Annotated in this window: 13 protein-coding genes; 5 read left to right on the top strand and 8 right to left on the bottom strand. The window is 75.0% G+C overall.

The window, feature by feature from the left end:
• Positions 1-8: 8 nt before the first annotated feature.
• Positions 9-1,076: a TerC family protein gene (locus tag PHK61_RS02420; RefSeq protein ID WP_274279361.1), complete on the bottom strand. Its 1,068-nt coding sequence runs from the start codon at positions 1,074-1,076 to the stop codon at positions 9-11.
• 287 nt (positions 1,077-1,363) lie between these two features.
• Between PHK61_RS02420 and PHK61_RS02415 the strand changes: the two genes are divergently transcribed.
• The 4 genes from PHK61_RS02415 to glmS all read left to right on the top strand — a co-directional run bounded on the left by PHK61_RS02415 (position 1,364) and on the right by glmS (position 7,380).
• Positions 1,364-4,291 carry an alpha/beta fold hydrolase gene (locus tag PHK61_RS02415; protein WP_274279360.1) on the top strand — a complete coding sequence of 976 codons (2,928 nt, stop codon included), beginning with the start codon at positions 1,364-1,366 and terminating at the stop codon, positions 4,289-4,291.
• Positions 4,288-5,124, top strand: a complete 837-nt coding sequence (locus tag PHK61_RS02410) for an ABC transporter permease (RefSeq protein WP_274279359.1) — start codon at positions 4,288-4,290, stop codon at positions 5,122-5,124. The genes PHK61_RS02415 and PHK61_RS02410 overlap by 4 nt, the downstream gene beginning before the upstream one ends.
• A 174-nt stretch (positions 5,125-5,298) precedes the next feature.
• Complete coding sequence (locus tag PHK61_RS02405; RefSeq protein ID WP_274279358.1) at positions 5,299-5,556, top strand: hypothetical protein; 258 nt, start codon at positions 5,299-5,301, stop codon at positions 5,554-5,556.
• Between the two features lie 12 nt (positions 5,557-5,568).
• Positions 5,569-7,380, top strand: coding sequence for a glutamine--fructose-6-phosphate transaminase (isomerizing) (gene glmS, locus PHK61_RS02400; protein WP_274279357.1), 1,812 nt, complete (start codon positions 5,569-5,571; stop codon positions 7,378-7,380).
• A 2-nt stretch (positions 7,381-7,382) separates the two neighbouring features.
• Here glmS and PHK61_RS02395 read toward each other — a convergent pair whose 3' ends face one another.
• From PHK61_RS02395 to PHK61_RS02370, 6 genes are all read right to left on the bottom strand, one after another.
• The gene (locus PHK61_RS02395; RefSeq protein WP_274279356.1) at positions 7,383-9,299 is read right to left on the bottom strand and encodes an ATP-dependent Clp protease ATP-binding subunit; all 1,917 of its coding nucleotides are present in this window, start codon (positions 9,297-9,299) and stop codon (positions 7,383-7,385) included.
• 80 nt (positions 9,300-9,379) lie between these two features.
• On the bottom strand, positions 9,380-9,655 hold the full coding sequence (locus PHK61_RS02390; protein ID WP_274279355.1) for a hypothetical protein: 276 nt from the start codon (positions 9,653-9,655) through the stop codon (positions 9,380-9,382).
• Positions 9,656-9,879: 224 nt separating this feature from the next.
• Positions 9,880-10,674: an acetoin reductase gene (locus tag PHK61_RS02385; RefSeq protein ID WP_274279354.1), complete on the bottom strand. Its 795-nt coding sequence runs from the start codon at positions 10,672-10,674 to the stop codon at positions 9,880-9,882.
• Positions 10,671-11,726, bottom strand: coding sequence for a 2,3-butanediol dehydrogenase (locus tag PHK61_RS02380; RefSeq protein ID WP_274279353.1), 1,056 nt, complete (start codon positions 11,724-11,726; stop codon positions 10,671-10,673). Before PHK61_RS02380 ends, PHK61_RS02385 begins: the two co-directional genes overlap by 4 nt.
• A 101-nt stretch (positions 11,727-11,827) precedes the next feature.
• Positions 11,828-13,087 carry a GAF domain-containing protein gene (locus tag PHK61_RS02375; protein ID WP_274279352.1) on the bottom strand — a complete coding sequence of 420 codons (1,260 nt, stop codon included), beginning with the start codon at positions 13,085-13,087 and terminating at the stop codon, positions 11,828-11,830.
• A 77-nt stretch (positions 13,088-13,164) separates the two neighbouring features.
• Entirely contained in the window at positions 13,165-13,587 is a 423-nt protein-coding gene (locus tag PHK61_RS02370; RefSeq protein ID WP_274279351.1) for a VOC family protein, read from the bottom strand.
• A 92-nt stretch (positions 13,588-13,679) separates the two neighbouring features.
• Between PHK61_RS02370 and PHK61_RS02365 the strand changes: the two genes are divergently transcribed.
• Positions 13,680-14,327 (top strand): UdgX family uracil-DNA binding protein, encoded by a 648-nt coding sequence (locus PHK61_RS02365; RefSeq protein WP_274279350.1) that lies wholly within the window; start codon positions 13,680-13,682, stop codon positions 14,325-14,327.
• Between the two features lie 21 nt (positions 14,328-14,348).
• Here PHK61_RS02365 and PHK61_RS02360 read toward each other — a convergent pair whose 3' ends face one another.
• The gene (locus PHK61_RS02360; protein WP_274279349.1) at positions 14,349-15,158 is read right to left on the bottom strand and encodes an alpha/beta fold hydrolase; all 810 of its coding nucleotides are present in this window, start codon (positions 15,156-15,158) and stop codon (positions 14,349-14,351) included.
• Positions 15,159-15,163: the final 5 nt, after the last annotated feature.

The following is a 15,163-nucleotide window of genomic DNA, read 5'->3' as shown; positions in this document are numbered from 1 at the left end:
GTCGGGGATCAGGACCCGGACGACCGCGAGGCGCCGGACGACGCCGTCTCGTGGTCGGCCCCGGTGTCCCCGCCCTGGTCGGGGGCGTGCTCGGTACCCGGGAAGAACCGCACCTTGACCAGGCTCGCGACCGTGGTGAGCAGCAGCACACCGACGATCACGCCGAGGGAGAGCTCGATCCCGATCGTCGGGACGCCCAGGGGCTCGCCGCCGTTGACGAACGGCACGGTGTTGGTGTGCAGGGCCTCGAGCACGAGCTTGACGCCGATGAACGCCAGGATCACGCCGAGCCCGTACGACAGGTAGACGAGCTTCGTGAGCAGCCCGCCGAGCAGGAAGTAGAGCTGCCGCAGACCCATCAGCGCGAACATGTTCGCGGTGAACACGATGTAGGGGTCACGGGTGAGCCCGAAGATCGCGGGGATCGAGTCGAGCGCGAACAGCAGGTCGGTCATCCCGATCGCGATCATCACCATGAGCATCGGCGTGACGAACCACCGCAGCTTGCCCCGGCCGTCGCGGCGGCGGATGACCGAGCGCGAACCGACGAAGTCGTCGGTCACCGGCAGCACGCGGCGCACGAGGCGCAGCGCGGCGTTCTCCCGGAACTCCTCGTCCCCGTCGCCCTCCATCACGACCTTGATCGCGGTGAGGACGAGGAACGCGCCGAACAGGTAGAACACCCAGCTGAAGCGCTCGATGACCGCGGCGCCGGCGAGGATGAAGGCGCCGCGCAGCACGAGCGCGATGAGGATGCCGAAGAGCAGCACGCGGTGCTGGTGGACCTTCGGCACCGCGAACGCGCTCATGATCAGCAGGAACACGAAGAGGTTGTCGACCGAGAGCGAGTACTCGGTGATGTACCCGGCCACGAACGCGGTGGCGGGGTCCCGTCCGGCGACGAGGAACAGGCCGACCGCGAACAGCGCGGCGAGCCCGATGTAGACGCCGACCCAGCGGGCGGCCTCGCGGACGCCGACCTCGTGGGGCCGTCGGCCGACGATCGCCAGGTCGAGGGCGAGGACGGCGAGCAGGCCCACGATGGTCGCGGCCCAGACCCAGAAGGGCACGTACATGGCGAGGGGTCTCCATCTCCGGCGACGTCAGGACAGACGTGCGAACCGGAGGTCTCTCCCGCCGCCCTGCTGGCCGATCCGGCCGGGCGACCACCGGCCCCGGGCACCGGCTCCGGTCTGGCGACCGGCCCGGCGGCCGTGTTGACGAGGCCGACGCGCGGGGATACTCCCCTCCGCCACCGAGTGTGGCACCCACGTGAACTCAGCGCGACAGCGCCCCGGGTGTCGCTGCGCACCCGGACCGGTTGCTCACGACGGACACAGACCGTGAGGGTTAACGTGCGCGGGTGATCAGCCGCCCGCTCCGGGTCCTCGGGGTCGTGCTCGCCGTCGGACTGCTCGGGCTCTCGACGGTCGCCGCCGCTCCGGCTCCCGGTGGCTCGGGAGGTGGAGTGCGCAGCGAGGACGTCCGCATCGACGTGCGCGACGGCCCGGCGCGCGACCAGCCGCAGAGCCTCGACGCCACGCTCTGGCTGCCGGCGGCGGCGGGCCCGGCGCCCGCGGTGCTCGTCGCGCACGGCTTCGGCGGGAGCAAGCAGACCGTTGCGGACGAGGCACGCACCTGGGCCGAGCGGGGCTACGTCGCGCTGGCGTGGTCGGCGCGCGGGTTCGGCGCGAGCACCGGCCAGATCGCGTTGAACTCCCCCGAGTACGAGGTCGCCGACGCCCAGCAGCTCGTCGACTGGCTCGCCGCCCGTCCCGAGGTCCGCCAGGACGCGCTCGGCGACCCGCGCGTCGGCGTGACCGGGGCGTCCTACGGCGGGGCGCTCGCGCTGCTGCTCGCGGGCTACGACCGCCGCGTCGACGCCACCATCCCGATCATCACCTGGAACGACCTCGGCCAGGCTCTCTTCCCCGACCGGGCCGGCCCGGCGCCCGCGTCCACGCCCGCGGCGAGCGCCGCCGAGGGCGACGGCGTGTTCAAGCGGGCGTGGGCCTCGCTGTTCTTCGGCAGCGGGTCCCGCCCGGCGCCCGGCCAGGAGCAGGCCGCGCCGCAGGTGTGCGGGCGGTTCCTGCCCGAGGTGTGCGCGGGCTACGTCGCGGCCATCACCACCGGCCGCGAGCCCGCCGACCTGGCGAGCTTCTTCACCCGCGCCTCGCCGGCCAGCGTCGCCGGCCGCATCACCGCGCCGACCCTGCTGGTCCAGGGCGAGCGGGACACCCTCTTCGGCCTCGACCAGGCCGACGCCACGGCCCGCCAGATCGCCGCGGGCGGGGGCACGGTGGCGGTGAGCTGGTTCGCCGGCGGCCACGACGGCGGGGAGCCCGACCGGCGCACCACCGAGCGCATGCAGGCGTGGTTCGACCACCACCTCGCCGGCACCGCGCCCGACCCGGGCACCGCGTTCACCTACGTCGTGCCCTCCGGGGTGCAGGCGCGCAGCGCGCCGACCCAGCGCACGATCACCGCCAGCGTCTACCCCGGTCTCGACGGGTCCGGCGGCGCGGTGCGCACGCCGCTGGCGCTGCGGGGCGACCCGCAGGACGTCGTCGCCCCGGCCGGCGGGGCGCCCGCCGCGATCTCGTCGGTGCCCGGTCTCGCCGGGCTCGCCGGGGGCGCGGCCGGCGGGTCGGGGGACGACGAGGACTCCGAGAGCGACACGGGCGGCGGCTCCGGTGGTGGCGGCGGCTCCGGTGGTGGCGGCGGTTCCGGCGGCGGCGCCGGTGGGGGCGGCGCGGGGGGTGCGAGCGCGCTGCTCGGCCGGCTCGCGTCCGACCTGCCCGGCCAGTCGGCGCGGTTCTCGAGCGACCCGCTGCCCGCCCGCACGGTGGTCGCCGGGGCCCCGCAGGTCCGCGTGACGGTCTCGTCGGTGCCCGGGCGGCCCACGGGCGAGCCGGTGCTGTTCGCCAAGGTCTACGACGTGGCCGCCGGGGACGGCGCGCCGGGCACCCGCACGCTGCTGGGCAACGCGGTCTCGCCGGTGCGCCTGCCCGCGCCGGGCCCCACGCCCGGCGAGGTGACGGTCAGCCTCCCCGCCGTGGTGGCCACACTCGCCGCGGGCCACCGCCTCGAGGTCGTCCTGTCCACCACCGACCAGGCCTACTCCGCGGCCACCGCGCCCGCCGTGCACCGCATCGGGCTCGCCGGGGACGCGTCGCTGTCGGTGCCGACGGTGCCCGGCGACGTGCGCAGCGGGACCTCGGTGCCCCTCGCCCCGCTGATCGCGGCCGGCGTGCTGCTGCTCGGCGTGCTCGTCGCGTGGCTGGTGGCGCGGGTCCTCGCGGTGCGCCGGCGCCGCCGCGACCTCGAGCCCGGCGGCGCGCTCGCCCTCGAGGAAGGGCTGGCCGACACGCCGCTGGTGGTCCGCGGGCTGTCCAAGTGGTGGCCCAGCGGGCTCGTCGCCGTCGACGACGTCTCGTTCACCGTCGGACGCGGCCAGGTCCTGGGCCTGCTCGGGCCGAACGGAGCCGGCAAGACGACGACGCTGCGCATGCTGCTGGGTCTGATCGCCCCGACGGCGGGCGAGCTGCGCATCTTCGGGCGCCGGGTGGTGGCGGGCGCGCCGGTGCTGAGCCGCGTCGGCGCGTTCGTCGAGGGGGCGGGGTTCCTGCCGCACCTCACCGGGCGCGACAACCTCGAGCTCTACTGGGCCGCGACCGGACGCCCGCGCGCGGACGCGCACCTCGAGGAGACCCTGGAGATCGCCGGTCTGGGCGGCGCCGTCGACCGGGCCGTCCGCACCTACAGCCAGGGCATGCGCCAGCGCCTCGCCATCGCCCAGGCCATGCTCGGGCTCCCCGACCTCCTCGTGCTCGACGAGCCCACCAACGGCCTCGACCCGCCGCAGATCCACGCGATGCGGGAGGTGCTGCGGTCGTACGCCCGCGATGGGCAGCGGACCGTGCTCGTGTCCAGCCACCTGCTCGCCGAGGTCGAGCAGACCTGCGACCACGTGGTCGTCATGCACCGCGGCGAGGTCGTCGCGACCGGCGAGGTCGCCGAGCTGGTCGCGGGCGGGCAGGTCGCGGTCAACGTCGACGCCGGTCGCCGCGACGAGGCCGTGTCCGTGCTGCGCGGGCGCAACGGGGTGCGCGGGGTCGAGGCCGACGCATCGGACACCGAGGTCGTGCTGGTCGACCTCGGTGACGTCGACCGCGCCGACGTCGTGCGCTCGCTGGTGGAGTCCGGGTTCGACGTGCGCGGGGTCGGCCCCCGGCGCCGCCTCGAGGACGCGTTCCTCGCGCTGATCGGTGAGGAGGGCCCGCGCCCGTGACCACCACCCTCGACGGCACCCACACCCTGCCGGTGCGTGTCGAACTGCTGCGCCAGTGGCGGCGCCGGCGCACGCAGGTGACGCTGGCGCTGTTCGCGCTCCTGCCGGTGATCCTCTGGATCGCCTTCTCGGTCGGCGACGACCCGACCCCCGGCGCGGCCGCCACCAGCCTCACCGACCTCGCCCAGGCCTCGGGGCCGAACTTCGCGGTCTTCGCGCTGTTCTCCTCGGCGAGCTTCCTGTTCGTCGTGGTCGTGGCGCTGTTCTTCGGCGACACGGTCGCCAGCGAGGCCTCGTGGTCGTCGCTGCGCTACCTGCTCGCGATCCCGGTGCCCCGCGTGCGCCTGCTGCGCCAGAAGGCCGTCGTCGCCGCGCTGCTCTCGCTCGCGACGCTCGTCGTGCTGCCCGCGGTGGCCGTCCTGCTGGGCACCGCCGTCTACGGGGCGGGCGACTACCTCTCCCCCACCGGGGAGTCCCTGCCCTACGGCGCGGCGCTCGTGCGCATCCTGCTCGCGGTCGCGTACCTGGCGATCCACCTGCTCTGGGTGGCGGGCGTGGCCACCCTGCTCTCGGTGGTGACCGACGCCCCGCTCGGCGCGGTCGGCGGCGCGGTGCTCGTGTCGATCCTGTCCCAGATCCTCGACACGGTCGACGCGCTGGGCAGCCTGCGCAACCTCCTGCCCACCCACGAGGTGTTCGCCTTCGCCGACCTGCTCACCCTCGACGTCGACGGCACCGACCTTGCCCGCGGCGTGCTCTCGGCCCTGGTCTGGTGCATCGCCTTCGGCGCCACGGCGGTCTGGTGGTTCCGCCGCAAGGACATCACCAGCTGACCCGGACGGCGCCGGCCGACCGTGCCGGTCGACACGGGCGAGCCGTCGATCCGGGCCGCTCCCGTGCGTGGTGGGGCCGCTCCCCACCCGAGGAGCTCGTCGCGTGACCCTTTCCTGCCCGGTATCGGGCAGGGAACTGGCCCCGACGAGCCCGATCCGGCATTCTGTATCGATATGGACCCCGAGCTGGTGCGCCACGTCGCCGCCTCGACGGGTCTTCCCGGAGAGGTCGCCGCGCGCGTGGTGGCCGACGTCGTCGCCTACTACTCGGAGACCACCGAGGAGTTCGTGCGCCGGCGGCACCGGGAGCTGCAGGCCCGCGACCGTCGCAACGCCGAGATCTGGACGGTGATCGCCGACGAGCTCGCGCACCGCCCGGTCGCGCCCGGCGAGGTCAGCGAGCGGCGCCTGCGACGGATGGTCTACGGATAGAGGGGGAAGATCATGTGCGGCATCGTGGGGTACGTCGGCCAGAGACCGGCGACGAAGATCCTGGTGGACGGGCTCGCGCGGCTCGAGTACCGCGGCTACGACTCGGCCGGCCTGGCCGTCGCGCACCGCAAGGCGCTGCGCATCACCCGCTCCGCCGGCCGCGTCGACGACCTGCGCGCCGCGGTCGGTGAGGACGAGCAGCCCGGGCGCACCGGCATCGCGCACACCCGCTGGGCCACCCACGGCGAGCCGAGCGAGCGCAACGCCCACCCGCACACCGACGCGTCCGGACGCATCGCCGTCGTGCACAACGGCATCCTCGAGAACGCCGACGAGCTGCGCGCCAAGCTCGTCGCCGACGGCGTCGTGCTGAAGTCCGACACCGACACCGAGGTCCTCCCCCACCTCGTCGCCCGCGCCCTGGACGGCGGGTCGAGCTCGCTCGAGGAGGCCGTCCGCGAGACCCTGCGCGTCGTCGAGGGCACCTACGGGCTCGTCGTGCTCGACGCCCGCAACCCCGACGAGCTCGTCGTCGCCCGCAACGGCAGCCCGATCGTGCTCGGCCTCGGCGACGGCGAGATGTTCGTCGCCTCCGACGTCGCCGCGCTGGTCCGGCACACCCGCCAGGTCGTCTTCCTCGCCGACGGCGAGCTCGCGACGCTGACCGCCGCCGGCTACGAGGGCTCCCGGCTCGGCCCGCCCACCACGGTCGACGTCGACGACGCCGACTACGAGCTCGACGGGCACGAGGACTTCCTCTCCAAGGAGATCCACGAGCAGCCCGCGGCCCTGCGGCGCGTGCTGGCCGGACGCCTCGACACCCGCTTCGCCACCGCGCGCCTCGACGGCCTGCGCCTCGACCCCCGCGAGCTGCGCGGCATCCGCCGCGTGACGTTCCTGGGCTGCGGATCCGCGCTCTACGCCGGGCAGATCGGCGCCGGTCTGGTCGAGGAGCTCGCCCGCATCCCCGCCGACGCCGAGCAGGCCAGCGAGTTCCGCTACCGCAACCCGCTCGTCGACCCCGAGACGCTCTACGTCGCGGTGAGCCAGTCCGGCGAGACCATCGACACGCTCGCCGCGGTCGAGGAGCTCCAGCGCAAGGGCGGGCGCGTCGTCGGCGTCGTCAACGTCATCGGCTCGGCCATCGCGCGGCAGTGCGGCGCCGGGATGTTCCTGCACGCCGGGCCCGAGGTCTCGGTGGCCTCGACCAAGGCGTTCAGCTCGATGGCGACGTCGTTCACGCTGCTCGCGCTGCTGCTGGGCCGCGTCCGCGACCTCTCCTCCGCGCACGGCGCCCGGCTCGTCGAGGGCCTGCGCCGCCTCCCCGACGCCGTGGAGACCGCGCTGCAGTCGAGCGACCAGGTCGCCGAGGTGGCGCGGCGCTACGCCGACGCGCGCTCGATGTTCTACCTCGGCCGGGTCCGCGGGGCGGCCGTCGCCCGCGAGGGCGCCCAGAAGCTCAAGGAGATCTCCTACGTGCACGCCGAGGCGTACGCGGCCGCGGAGCTCAAGCACGGGCCGCTCGCGCTGGTCGACGCCGCCATGCCGTGCGTCGTGGTCGTCCCCGACGACGAGCTGCTCGCCAAGAACATCAGCACCATCGAACAGATCCGCGCCCGCGGCGGGCCCGTGATCGCGGTGACCAACGCCGAGCTCCCCGACGGGCTCGCCGACGCCGTGCTGCGCGTGCCGCGCCTCGAGCCCGAGCTCGACCCGATCCTGCTCGGCGTGCCGCTGCAGCTGCTGGCCTACCACTGCGCCGCGGTGCTGGGCCGCGACATCGACAAGCCCCGCAACCTCGCCAAGAGCGTGACCGTGGAGTAGCGCTAGCCGCTGACCTCGACGGTCAGCGGGCCGTCCGGGTCGGGCGCGTCGATGGTGGCGTGCCCGCCCGGGCGCAGCGCCCCGGCCACGATCCGCCGGGACAACGCCCGGTCGACGTCCCGGGTGACCGCGCGGCGCATCGGCCGGGCGCCGAGGGCCGGGTCGTGGCCCCGGGCGACGAGGACGTCGACGGCGGCGGGCGTGACGGTCAGCCCGACGTCCTGCGCGGCGAGGCGCTCGCGCGTCCCGTCGAGGAGCAGCTCGACCACGGCGCGCCGGGCGTCCTTGTCGAGCGGGGTGAAGAGCACGACCTCGTCGACGCGCCCGAGGAACTCCGGGCGCAGGGCGCGCGCGAGGGCGGCGAGCACGCTCGCGCGGGCGTCGTCGGGATCGCGGCCCTCGGTCAGGGCGGCGGCGCCGAGGTTGCTGGTCATGATCACGACGGCGTCGGCGAACGACACGGTGCGCCCGCGCCCGTCGGTGAGCCGCCCCGCATCGAGGACCCCGAGCAACAGGGCGAGCACGTCGGGGTGCGCCTTCTCGATCTCGTCGAGCAGCACCACGCACGACGGGGTGCGCCGCAGCGCCTCGGTGAGCTCGCCGGGCCGGTCGTGCCCGACGTAGCCGGGCGGCGCGCCGGTCAGGCGGCTGACGGTGTGGGCCTCGCGGAACTCGCCGAGGTCGAGGCGCACGAGACGCTCGTCCGACCCGTGCAGCGCCTCGGCCAGCGCGCGGGCGAGCTCGGTCTTGCCGACCCCGGTCGGGCCGGCGAACAGGAACGACGCGACCGGACGACCCGGCTGCCCCATGCCCGCCCGCCCCGCGAGCACGGCGTCGGTGACGGCCTCCAGCGCGTGGTCCTGGCCGACGACCCGGCGGCGCAGGTGGTCGGCGAGGCCGAGCAGGCGCGTGCGCTCCGAGTCGGTGAGGTGCGCGACCGGGAGGCCGGTCCGGTCGGCGACCACCTGGGCGACGTCGCTGACCGACACCGTCGCGGACGCGCCCGGGTCCTCGCCCCGACGCAGCCGGACGCGCGCGGCCGCGGTGTCGAGGGCGTCGATGGCCTTGTCGGGCAGGAAGCGGTCGCGGACGTGGCGGGCGGTCAGCTCGACGGCCGCGCGGCGGGCGTCCTCGGGGAGCCGCACGCCGTGGTGCTCCTCGTAGCGGGCGCGCAGCCCGTCGAGGATGGCGACGGTCTGCTCCACCGACGGCTCGTCGACGGTGATCGGGGCGAAACGTCGTTCCAGCGCGGGGTCGGACTCGACGTGACGCCGGTACTCCTCCAGCGTCGTCGCCCCGACGACCTGCAGCTCGCCCCGCGCGAGGGCGGGCTTGAGGATGTCGGCGGCGTCCATCGTGCCCTCGACCCCGGCGCCCGCCCCGACGACCGTGTGCACCTCGTCGAGGAAGAGGATCACCGCGCGCTCGGTGGCCGTGACCTCGTCGACCAGGCGCCGCAGCCGCTCCTCGAACTCGCCGCGGTACTTCGTGCCCGCGACGAGCCCGGCGAGGTCCAGCGCGACGACCCGCCGCCCCGCGGCACCCGGCACCGTGCCGGCGGCGATCTTGGCCGCGATGCCCTCGACGATCGCGGTCTTGCCGACGCCCGGGTCGCCCACCAGCACCGGGTTGTTCTTGGTGCGCCGCCCGAGGATCTCGAGGACGGCAGCGACCTCGCGCTCGCGGCCGACGACCGGGTCGAGGCGCCCGGCGCGCGCCGCGGCGGTGAGGTCGCGACCGAAGCGGTCGAGGACGGGCGTGCGGCTGCTGCCCTGCGGACGCCCCGGGTCGTCGTCCTGCTGACCGAGCCCACCCAGGTCACCGAAGCCCTCGACGAGCCGCCCGATCAGCTGCTCGAGGGGATTGGTCCAGTCGCCGGGCCCGTCGGGTCCCCGGTCGCGCCGGGCGTCGTCGCTCACGCCTCCACTATGCGCTGTAGCGACGGTCCGGCTCCGCCTGCGCTCCGTGTCCTCAGGAGGGTGTCCTCAGCAGGGTGTCCTCAGCAGGACGGCTCGACCGACAGGACGCCCGGGAGCGTCCGCACGCGGTCGGCGAACTCCGTGCACTCGGCGCTGGTCAGCGCCACGGTGCACTGGATGCACGAGCACGAGACGCCCTCGTGGACGTCGACCGAGAAGTCGGGGATGCGGTAGCCGAACGAGCACAGCGCCGACGCGAGATCCATGACCCCGGTCATGCCGCCGGTCGTGAGGATGGTGAACGGGCGGGGCAGGCGGGAGAGGCGGCGGGTGGGGGCCGGCTCGAGCATGGTCACGACGGGCTCCTGGGGGATCCGGTGGGGTGATGGATCCGAGCCAGGTCTCGGCGTGTCCGCTACGAGCCCCCTCGGGGCGAGCGGCGGTGCGCGCCGGGGCCCTGGCTCACCCGGCGCGCCGAAGTACTACCTCTCGACGACGCGGTGCCTGCACGTCGGTCATGTTACCCCCGCCACTCCGATGGTCAACTCGGGCCCGCCCCGGCGCGCCCCCACCCGCTCGCTCAGACCATGACGATCCCGCCGTCGATCATCACTGCCTGCCCGGTCATGTAGTCGGCGTCGCGGCTGGCCAGGTAGGAGACGAACGACGCGACGTCCTCGGGCGTCTGCACCCGGCCGAGCGCGATGAGCTGCGAGTACTGCTTCAGCGCCTCGCCCTTGCCGGTGCCGAGGTAGCCGCCGAGCCCCTCGTCGATCTCGTCCCACATGGTCGTGCCGACGATGCCCGGGCAGTAGGCGTTGACGGTGATCTGGTGGCTCGCGAGCTCCTTGGCCGCGGCCTGGGTCAGGGCGCGCACGGCGAACTTCGACGCGGAGTAGTGCCCGAGGTGGTCGAAGCCCTGGTGCCCGGCGATCGACGCCGCGTTGATGATCTTCCCGCCGTGCCCCTGCTCGATCATCGCCTCGGCCGCGGCCTGCAGGCACCACATCACGCCGCCGACGTTGATCGACAGCATCCGCTGCAGGTCCTCGGGCGTCACCTCGAGCAGCGTCTTCACCTGCGCGATGCCCGCGTTGGCGACCATCACGTCGATCGACCCGAACCGCTCCCGCGTGGCGGCGACCAGGGCGAACACGGCGTCGCGGTCGGCGACGTCGGTGGCGGTCGAGGCGGCCTGGCCGCCGGCGTCGGTGATCTCCTTCGCGACGCCCTGCGCGGTCGCCGCGTCGATGTCGGACACCATCACCGCGAGTCCGTCGCCCGCGAGCCGCCGCGCGATCGCGGCACCGATCCCCCGGCCGGCGCCGGTCACGACGGCGACGCGCGTCCCGGCGGCGTTCTGCGCGGCGGTCACGGGTGCACCAGGATCTTCACGTTGGTCTCCTTGTGGTCGATGAGCTCGCGGAAGCCCTGGTCGACGATGTCGTCGAGGGCGATGCGGCCGGTGATGAACTGCTCGACGTCGACGACGCCGTCGCGCACGAGGTCGATGACCTCGGGGTGCCGCCCCGCGTAGGCGAGCGAGCCGATCAGCCGGATCTCGGAGAACACCAGCGAGTTGACGTCGAACGTCGCCGGGTGGCCCCAGATCGAGACGTTGATGCAGGTCCCGCCGGGTCGCGTCGACGCGACCGCCTGAGCGAGGACCGGGTCGAGCCCGGCGCACTCGAACGTCACGTCCGCCCCGGCGCCGTCGGTGAGCTCGCGGATCGCCTCGGGCACGTCGACCTCGGTCGGGTCGAGCACGTGGTCGGCGCCGGCGCCCGGCGCCTTGGCCTTCCGCGCGTCGGCGGGCTCGATGACGATGACCTGCCCGGCACCGTTGGCGCGCAGCGCGGCGGCGGTGACCAGCCCGATCGGACCCGACCCGAACACCGCGGCGGTCTGTCCCTGCTGGATCCCCGACAGCTTGGTCGCGTGGTACCCGACCGCCAGGGGCTCGATGAGCGCGCCCTGCTCGGCGGTCAGGCCGCCGATCGGGTGCACCCAGCGCTGGTCGACGACCATCTTCTCGGCGAACCCGCCCTGGTCGCCGTCGAGACCGATGAAGCCCAGCGACCGGCAGATGTTGTAGCGGCCGGACCGGCACGCGACGCACGTCCCGCACACGTCGTAGGGCTCGACGACGACCCGGTCGCCCTCGGACACGCCCGTCACGCCCTGGCCGACCTCCGCGACGACGCCGGAGAACTCGTGCCCGAGCGTGATCGGGATGGCGCCGCCGGTCAACGGGTGCGGCGCCTGGGGCGTCGGGGTGAAGATCGGGCCGTCGAGGAACTCGTGCAGGTCGGTGCCGCAGATCCCGCACCACTCGACCGCGACCTGCACCTGGCCCGGGCCGGGGTGCGGCTCCGGGACGTCCTCGATCCGCACGTCCTCGCGGCCGTGGAATCGGGCAGCCTTCATGGGTCCTCCTGCGGGAGACGGAGCAGTAGACGAGCACACCGGGAGGGGGCTCGACCCATCCGGCCGATGGGGCGGCCCTCATCACACGGGAGTGAGCCGGGTCACGGCCAGGGTTGCAGGGGTGTTGCACGCGCGCCGAAGAGGTGCGCGGTGTCCGCCGCCGTCGGCGGGAGGACCTCGACGCCCGGCGCGATGCGGTAGGGGCGCGCGGCGAGCAGGCCCCCGAGCACGCGGCGCAGCCGGGAGAGCTCGGCGCGCACGGTGACGAGGTGGTCGGCGTCGTCGTAGAGCGCGCGGCTGATCGCGGCCGCGTCGAGCCCGGCGCTCCCGGCCGCCATGAGCAGGGCGACGATCTGCAGGTGGCGCCGCCCGAGGGCGTGGCGCCACACCTCGTGGCCCTCGACCAGCACCGCGGGCGGGTCGGCGGCGAGGTCGAGCCGCAGGCGGGTCCGGCTCGGGCCCGTCGCGTCCGAGGGGCGCAGCAGCCAGCCGCCCGGCACGCGGTCGGGCAGGCAGGCGCCGAGCCCGTGGATCAGCATCGCCTCGCCGGCCCGGGGCACGCCGACCCGGTCGCGCGGGGCGAGGCCCGTGGCCGCGGCGACCCAGCCGTGGTCGTCGACGACCAGCGCCGGCCCGGTCTGGCGGGCGAGCACCGGCGCCGCCACCGCCCGCAGGCTCTCGAGGCGGGTCTCGTGCGCGGCCCAGAGCCCGGTCTCGGCGAGGCGGACCGCCGTGTGCACGAGGGCCACGGTCGTCGGGTGGACCGTCGGGGCGGGCCCGGACAGGTCGACGACACCGAGCATCTCGCCCGTGCGCGGGTCGTGGATCGGGCTCGCCGTGCACGTCCACGGATGCTGGGCGCGGACGAAGTGCTCGGCGGAGAACAGCTGCACCGAGGCGTGCTCGGCGAGCGCGGTGCCGATGGCGTTCGTGCCGACCGACGCCTCGGTCCAGTCGGCACCGGGCAGGAAGCCCAGCGAGTCGGCGAGGCGGCCCACGCGCACCGCACCCTCGCGCCAGAGCACGAACCCGTCGGCGGCGGTGATCACCATGACGTGCTCGGCGTCCTCGGCCACCGCGGTGAGGCTCGCGCGCAGCTGCGGCAGCACCCCGGCGATCGGGGACGCGGCGCGCCGCTGCTCCACGATCTCCGGCGGCGCGGGGTCGTCGAGCGTGCGCCCGTCCGGCGCGACGCCGTAGGACAGGACGCGGTCCCAGGACCGGCTCACGACCCGCCGCAGCGGCGTGGTCGGGCGGCTCCCGGACAGGCGGGCGTCGTGGGCCTGGTGGAGCAGGCGTGCGTGCTGGCGCAGGTCCGTGCTGCGCGTGACCGCGCAGACCCCGTCGTCAGCATGAGGCACGAGGACCTCCTCGACGTCGACGGACCACCCCGCCGCAGCCTAAGCAGGCCCGGTGACGGGCGCCATAGAGCCGGGCGTCACTGCAGACAGAACTCGTTGCCCTCCGGGTCGGTCATGACCAGGCACCACCCGGACGGCTCGTCGACCTCGCGCACGAACCGCGCGCCGGCCGCCTCGAGCTTCTCGCGGTGCGCCTGCGCGAGCTCGCGACGGTTCTCGGCCAGGCCGCCGACGTTGACGTCGAGGTGCACGCGGTTCTTCACCGTCTTGTCCTCGGGCACCTTCTGGAACAGCACGCGCGGGCCGACGCCCTCCGGGTCGATCACCGCGTTCAGCCGGTCCCACTGGTCGCGCGGGATACCGACCTGCTCGGCGAACGCCTCCCAGGAGTCGAAGCCCGGCGGCGGGGGCTGGAGGACGTAGTCCAGGGCGAGCGCCCAGAACGCGGCCTGCCCCGCCGTGTCGTGGGCGTCGAACGTGATCTGCACACCGATGGCCATGGCGGCCAGTCTGGCGACCGTGGCGGACAGGACGCGTCCGGCACTCGGCGCGCCGCGTGTTCTCCGCGCCGGGCAGTGGGCACCCCCGCTCGGTGACCGAGCCGCTCGACGTGTTCGGCGACGCCGCCGACACCGCCACGGACCTGCCGCCGGACCTCGACGCGCTGCGCGCCCGGGCCGCCGGGTGCACCGCCTGCGAGCTGTACCGCGACACCACCGGCACCGTGTTCGGCTCCGGCCCGCCGCGGGCGCGCCTGGTGATGGTCGGCGAGCAGCCCGGCGACCAGGAGGACCGGCAGCAGGCGCCGTTCGTCGGGCCGGCCGGGCGCCTGCTCGACGAGGCCCTCGACGAGGCCGGGATCGCGCGCGACGACGCCTACGTCACCAACGCGGTCAAGCACTTCAACTTCCGCTACCAGGGCAAGCGGCGCATCCACGAGACCCCGAAGGCCGGCCACATCAAGGCCTGCCGGCCGTGGCTCGACGCCGAGCTGGCGCTGGTCGAGCCGCAGGTGCTGCTGACGCTCGGGGCGACCGCGGGCAAGGCGCTGCTCGGGTCGTCGTTCCGGATCACCGCCGAGCGCGGCGAGCCGCGGACGTGGAACGACATGGCCCTCGTGCCGACCATCCACCCGTCCGCGATCCTGCGCGCCGACCCCGCCCGCGGGCAGGACCGCGACGAGATGTTCGCGGGCTTCGTCGCCGACCTGCGGGTCGCGCGCGGGCTCCTGCGCGACTGACCTCTCCGTCCACCCCGCCGGTCACGCTCGTGCCGTCGCCGGACCCGGCGCGGGGGCCTCGCCGGCGCCGAGCAGCGCCCGCACGGCGTCGGCGATCGCGTCCGGGCGATCGATGGTCACCAGGTGCCCGGCGTCGTCGAGCAGCTGCGGCTCGGGTGCGCCGAGACGACGCGCCAGGTCCCGCTGGAGGGCGACCCACCGCGCCCGTCCGCGGCCGGCGCCCGCGGCGCCGACCAGCAGGCGCACCGGGACCTCCGGCGCGCCCCGCTCCCGCTGCCGGGCCAGCACGCCGGCCTGCAACGGTCCGTGCCCGAACCATGCGTCGAGCGTCGACGCCGCCCAGGCCCGCGAGGCGAAGGCCCGCACCGCGGCCGGTGTCATGCGGTCGCGCCCCCGCACCGAGGCCAGCCGCACGCCGAGCGCGCGGGTCCACGGACCGACGAGCGTCGCGATCCCGCTCGCCAGGACCAGCTCCGCGACGGCCCTGCCCACGCGGCTGACCGGAGCGGGCGCGAGCCGCACCCCCTGCTCGTGGGACGCGTCGACGAGCAGCGCGCCCCCACAGTCGCCCGGCCCACCGGGCCGGGCGGGACCGGCGTACAGCAGGGCCTGCACCTGCAACCCGCCCGACGAGTGACCGACGAGCAGCAGCGGCCGCGCCGCGCGGGCGACCCGGGCGGCGAGGCGGGCGGCGACGGCCTCCGGCGTCCAGTCGTCGCGCGAGCGCAGGCGCGGGGCGTCGGCCGGATCGACCACGATCACCGCGACGTCCGGGGGAAGCGCCGCCACGACGGCTTCCCACTCCCCCGGTGTCGACCCCAGTCCGGGCACGATCA

This window comes from Actinomycetospora lutea (assembly GCF_028737205.1).
Taxonomy (GTDB): Bacteria; Actinomycetota; Actinomycetes; order Mycobacteriales; family Pseudonocardiaceae; genus Actinomycetospora; species Actinomycetospora lutea.
This window is presented reverse-complemented; position numbering and strand designations above follow the sequence as displayed.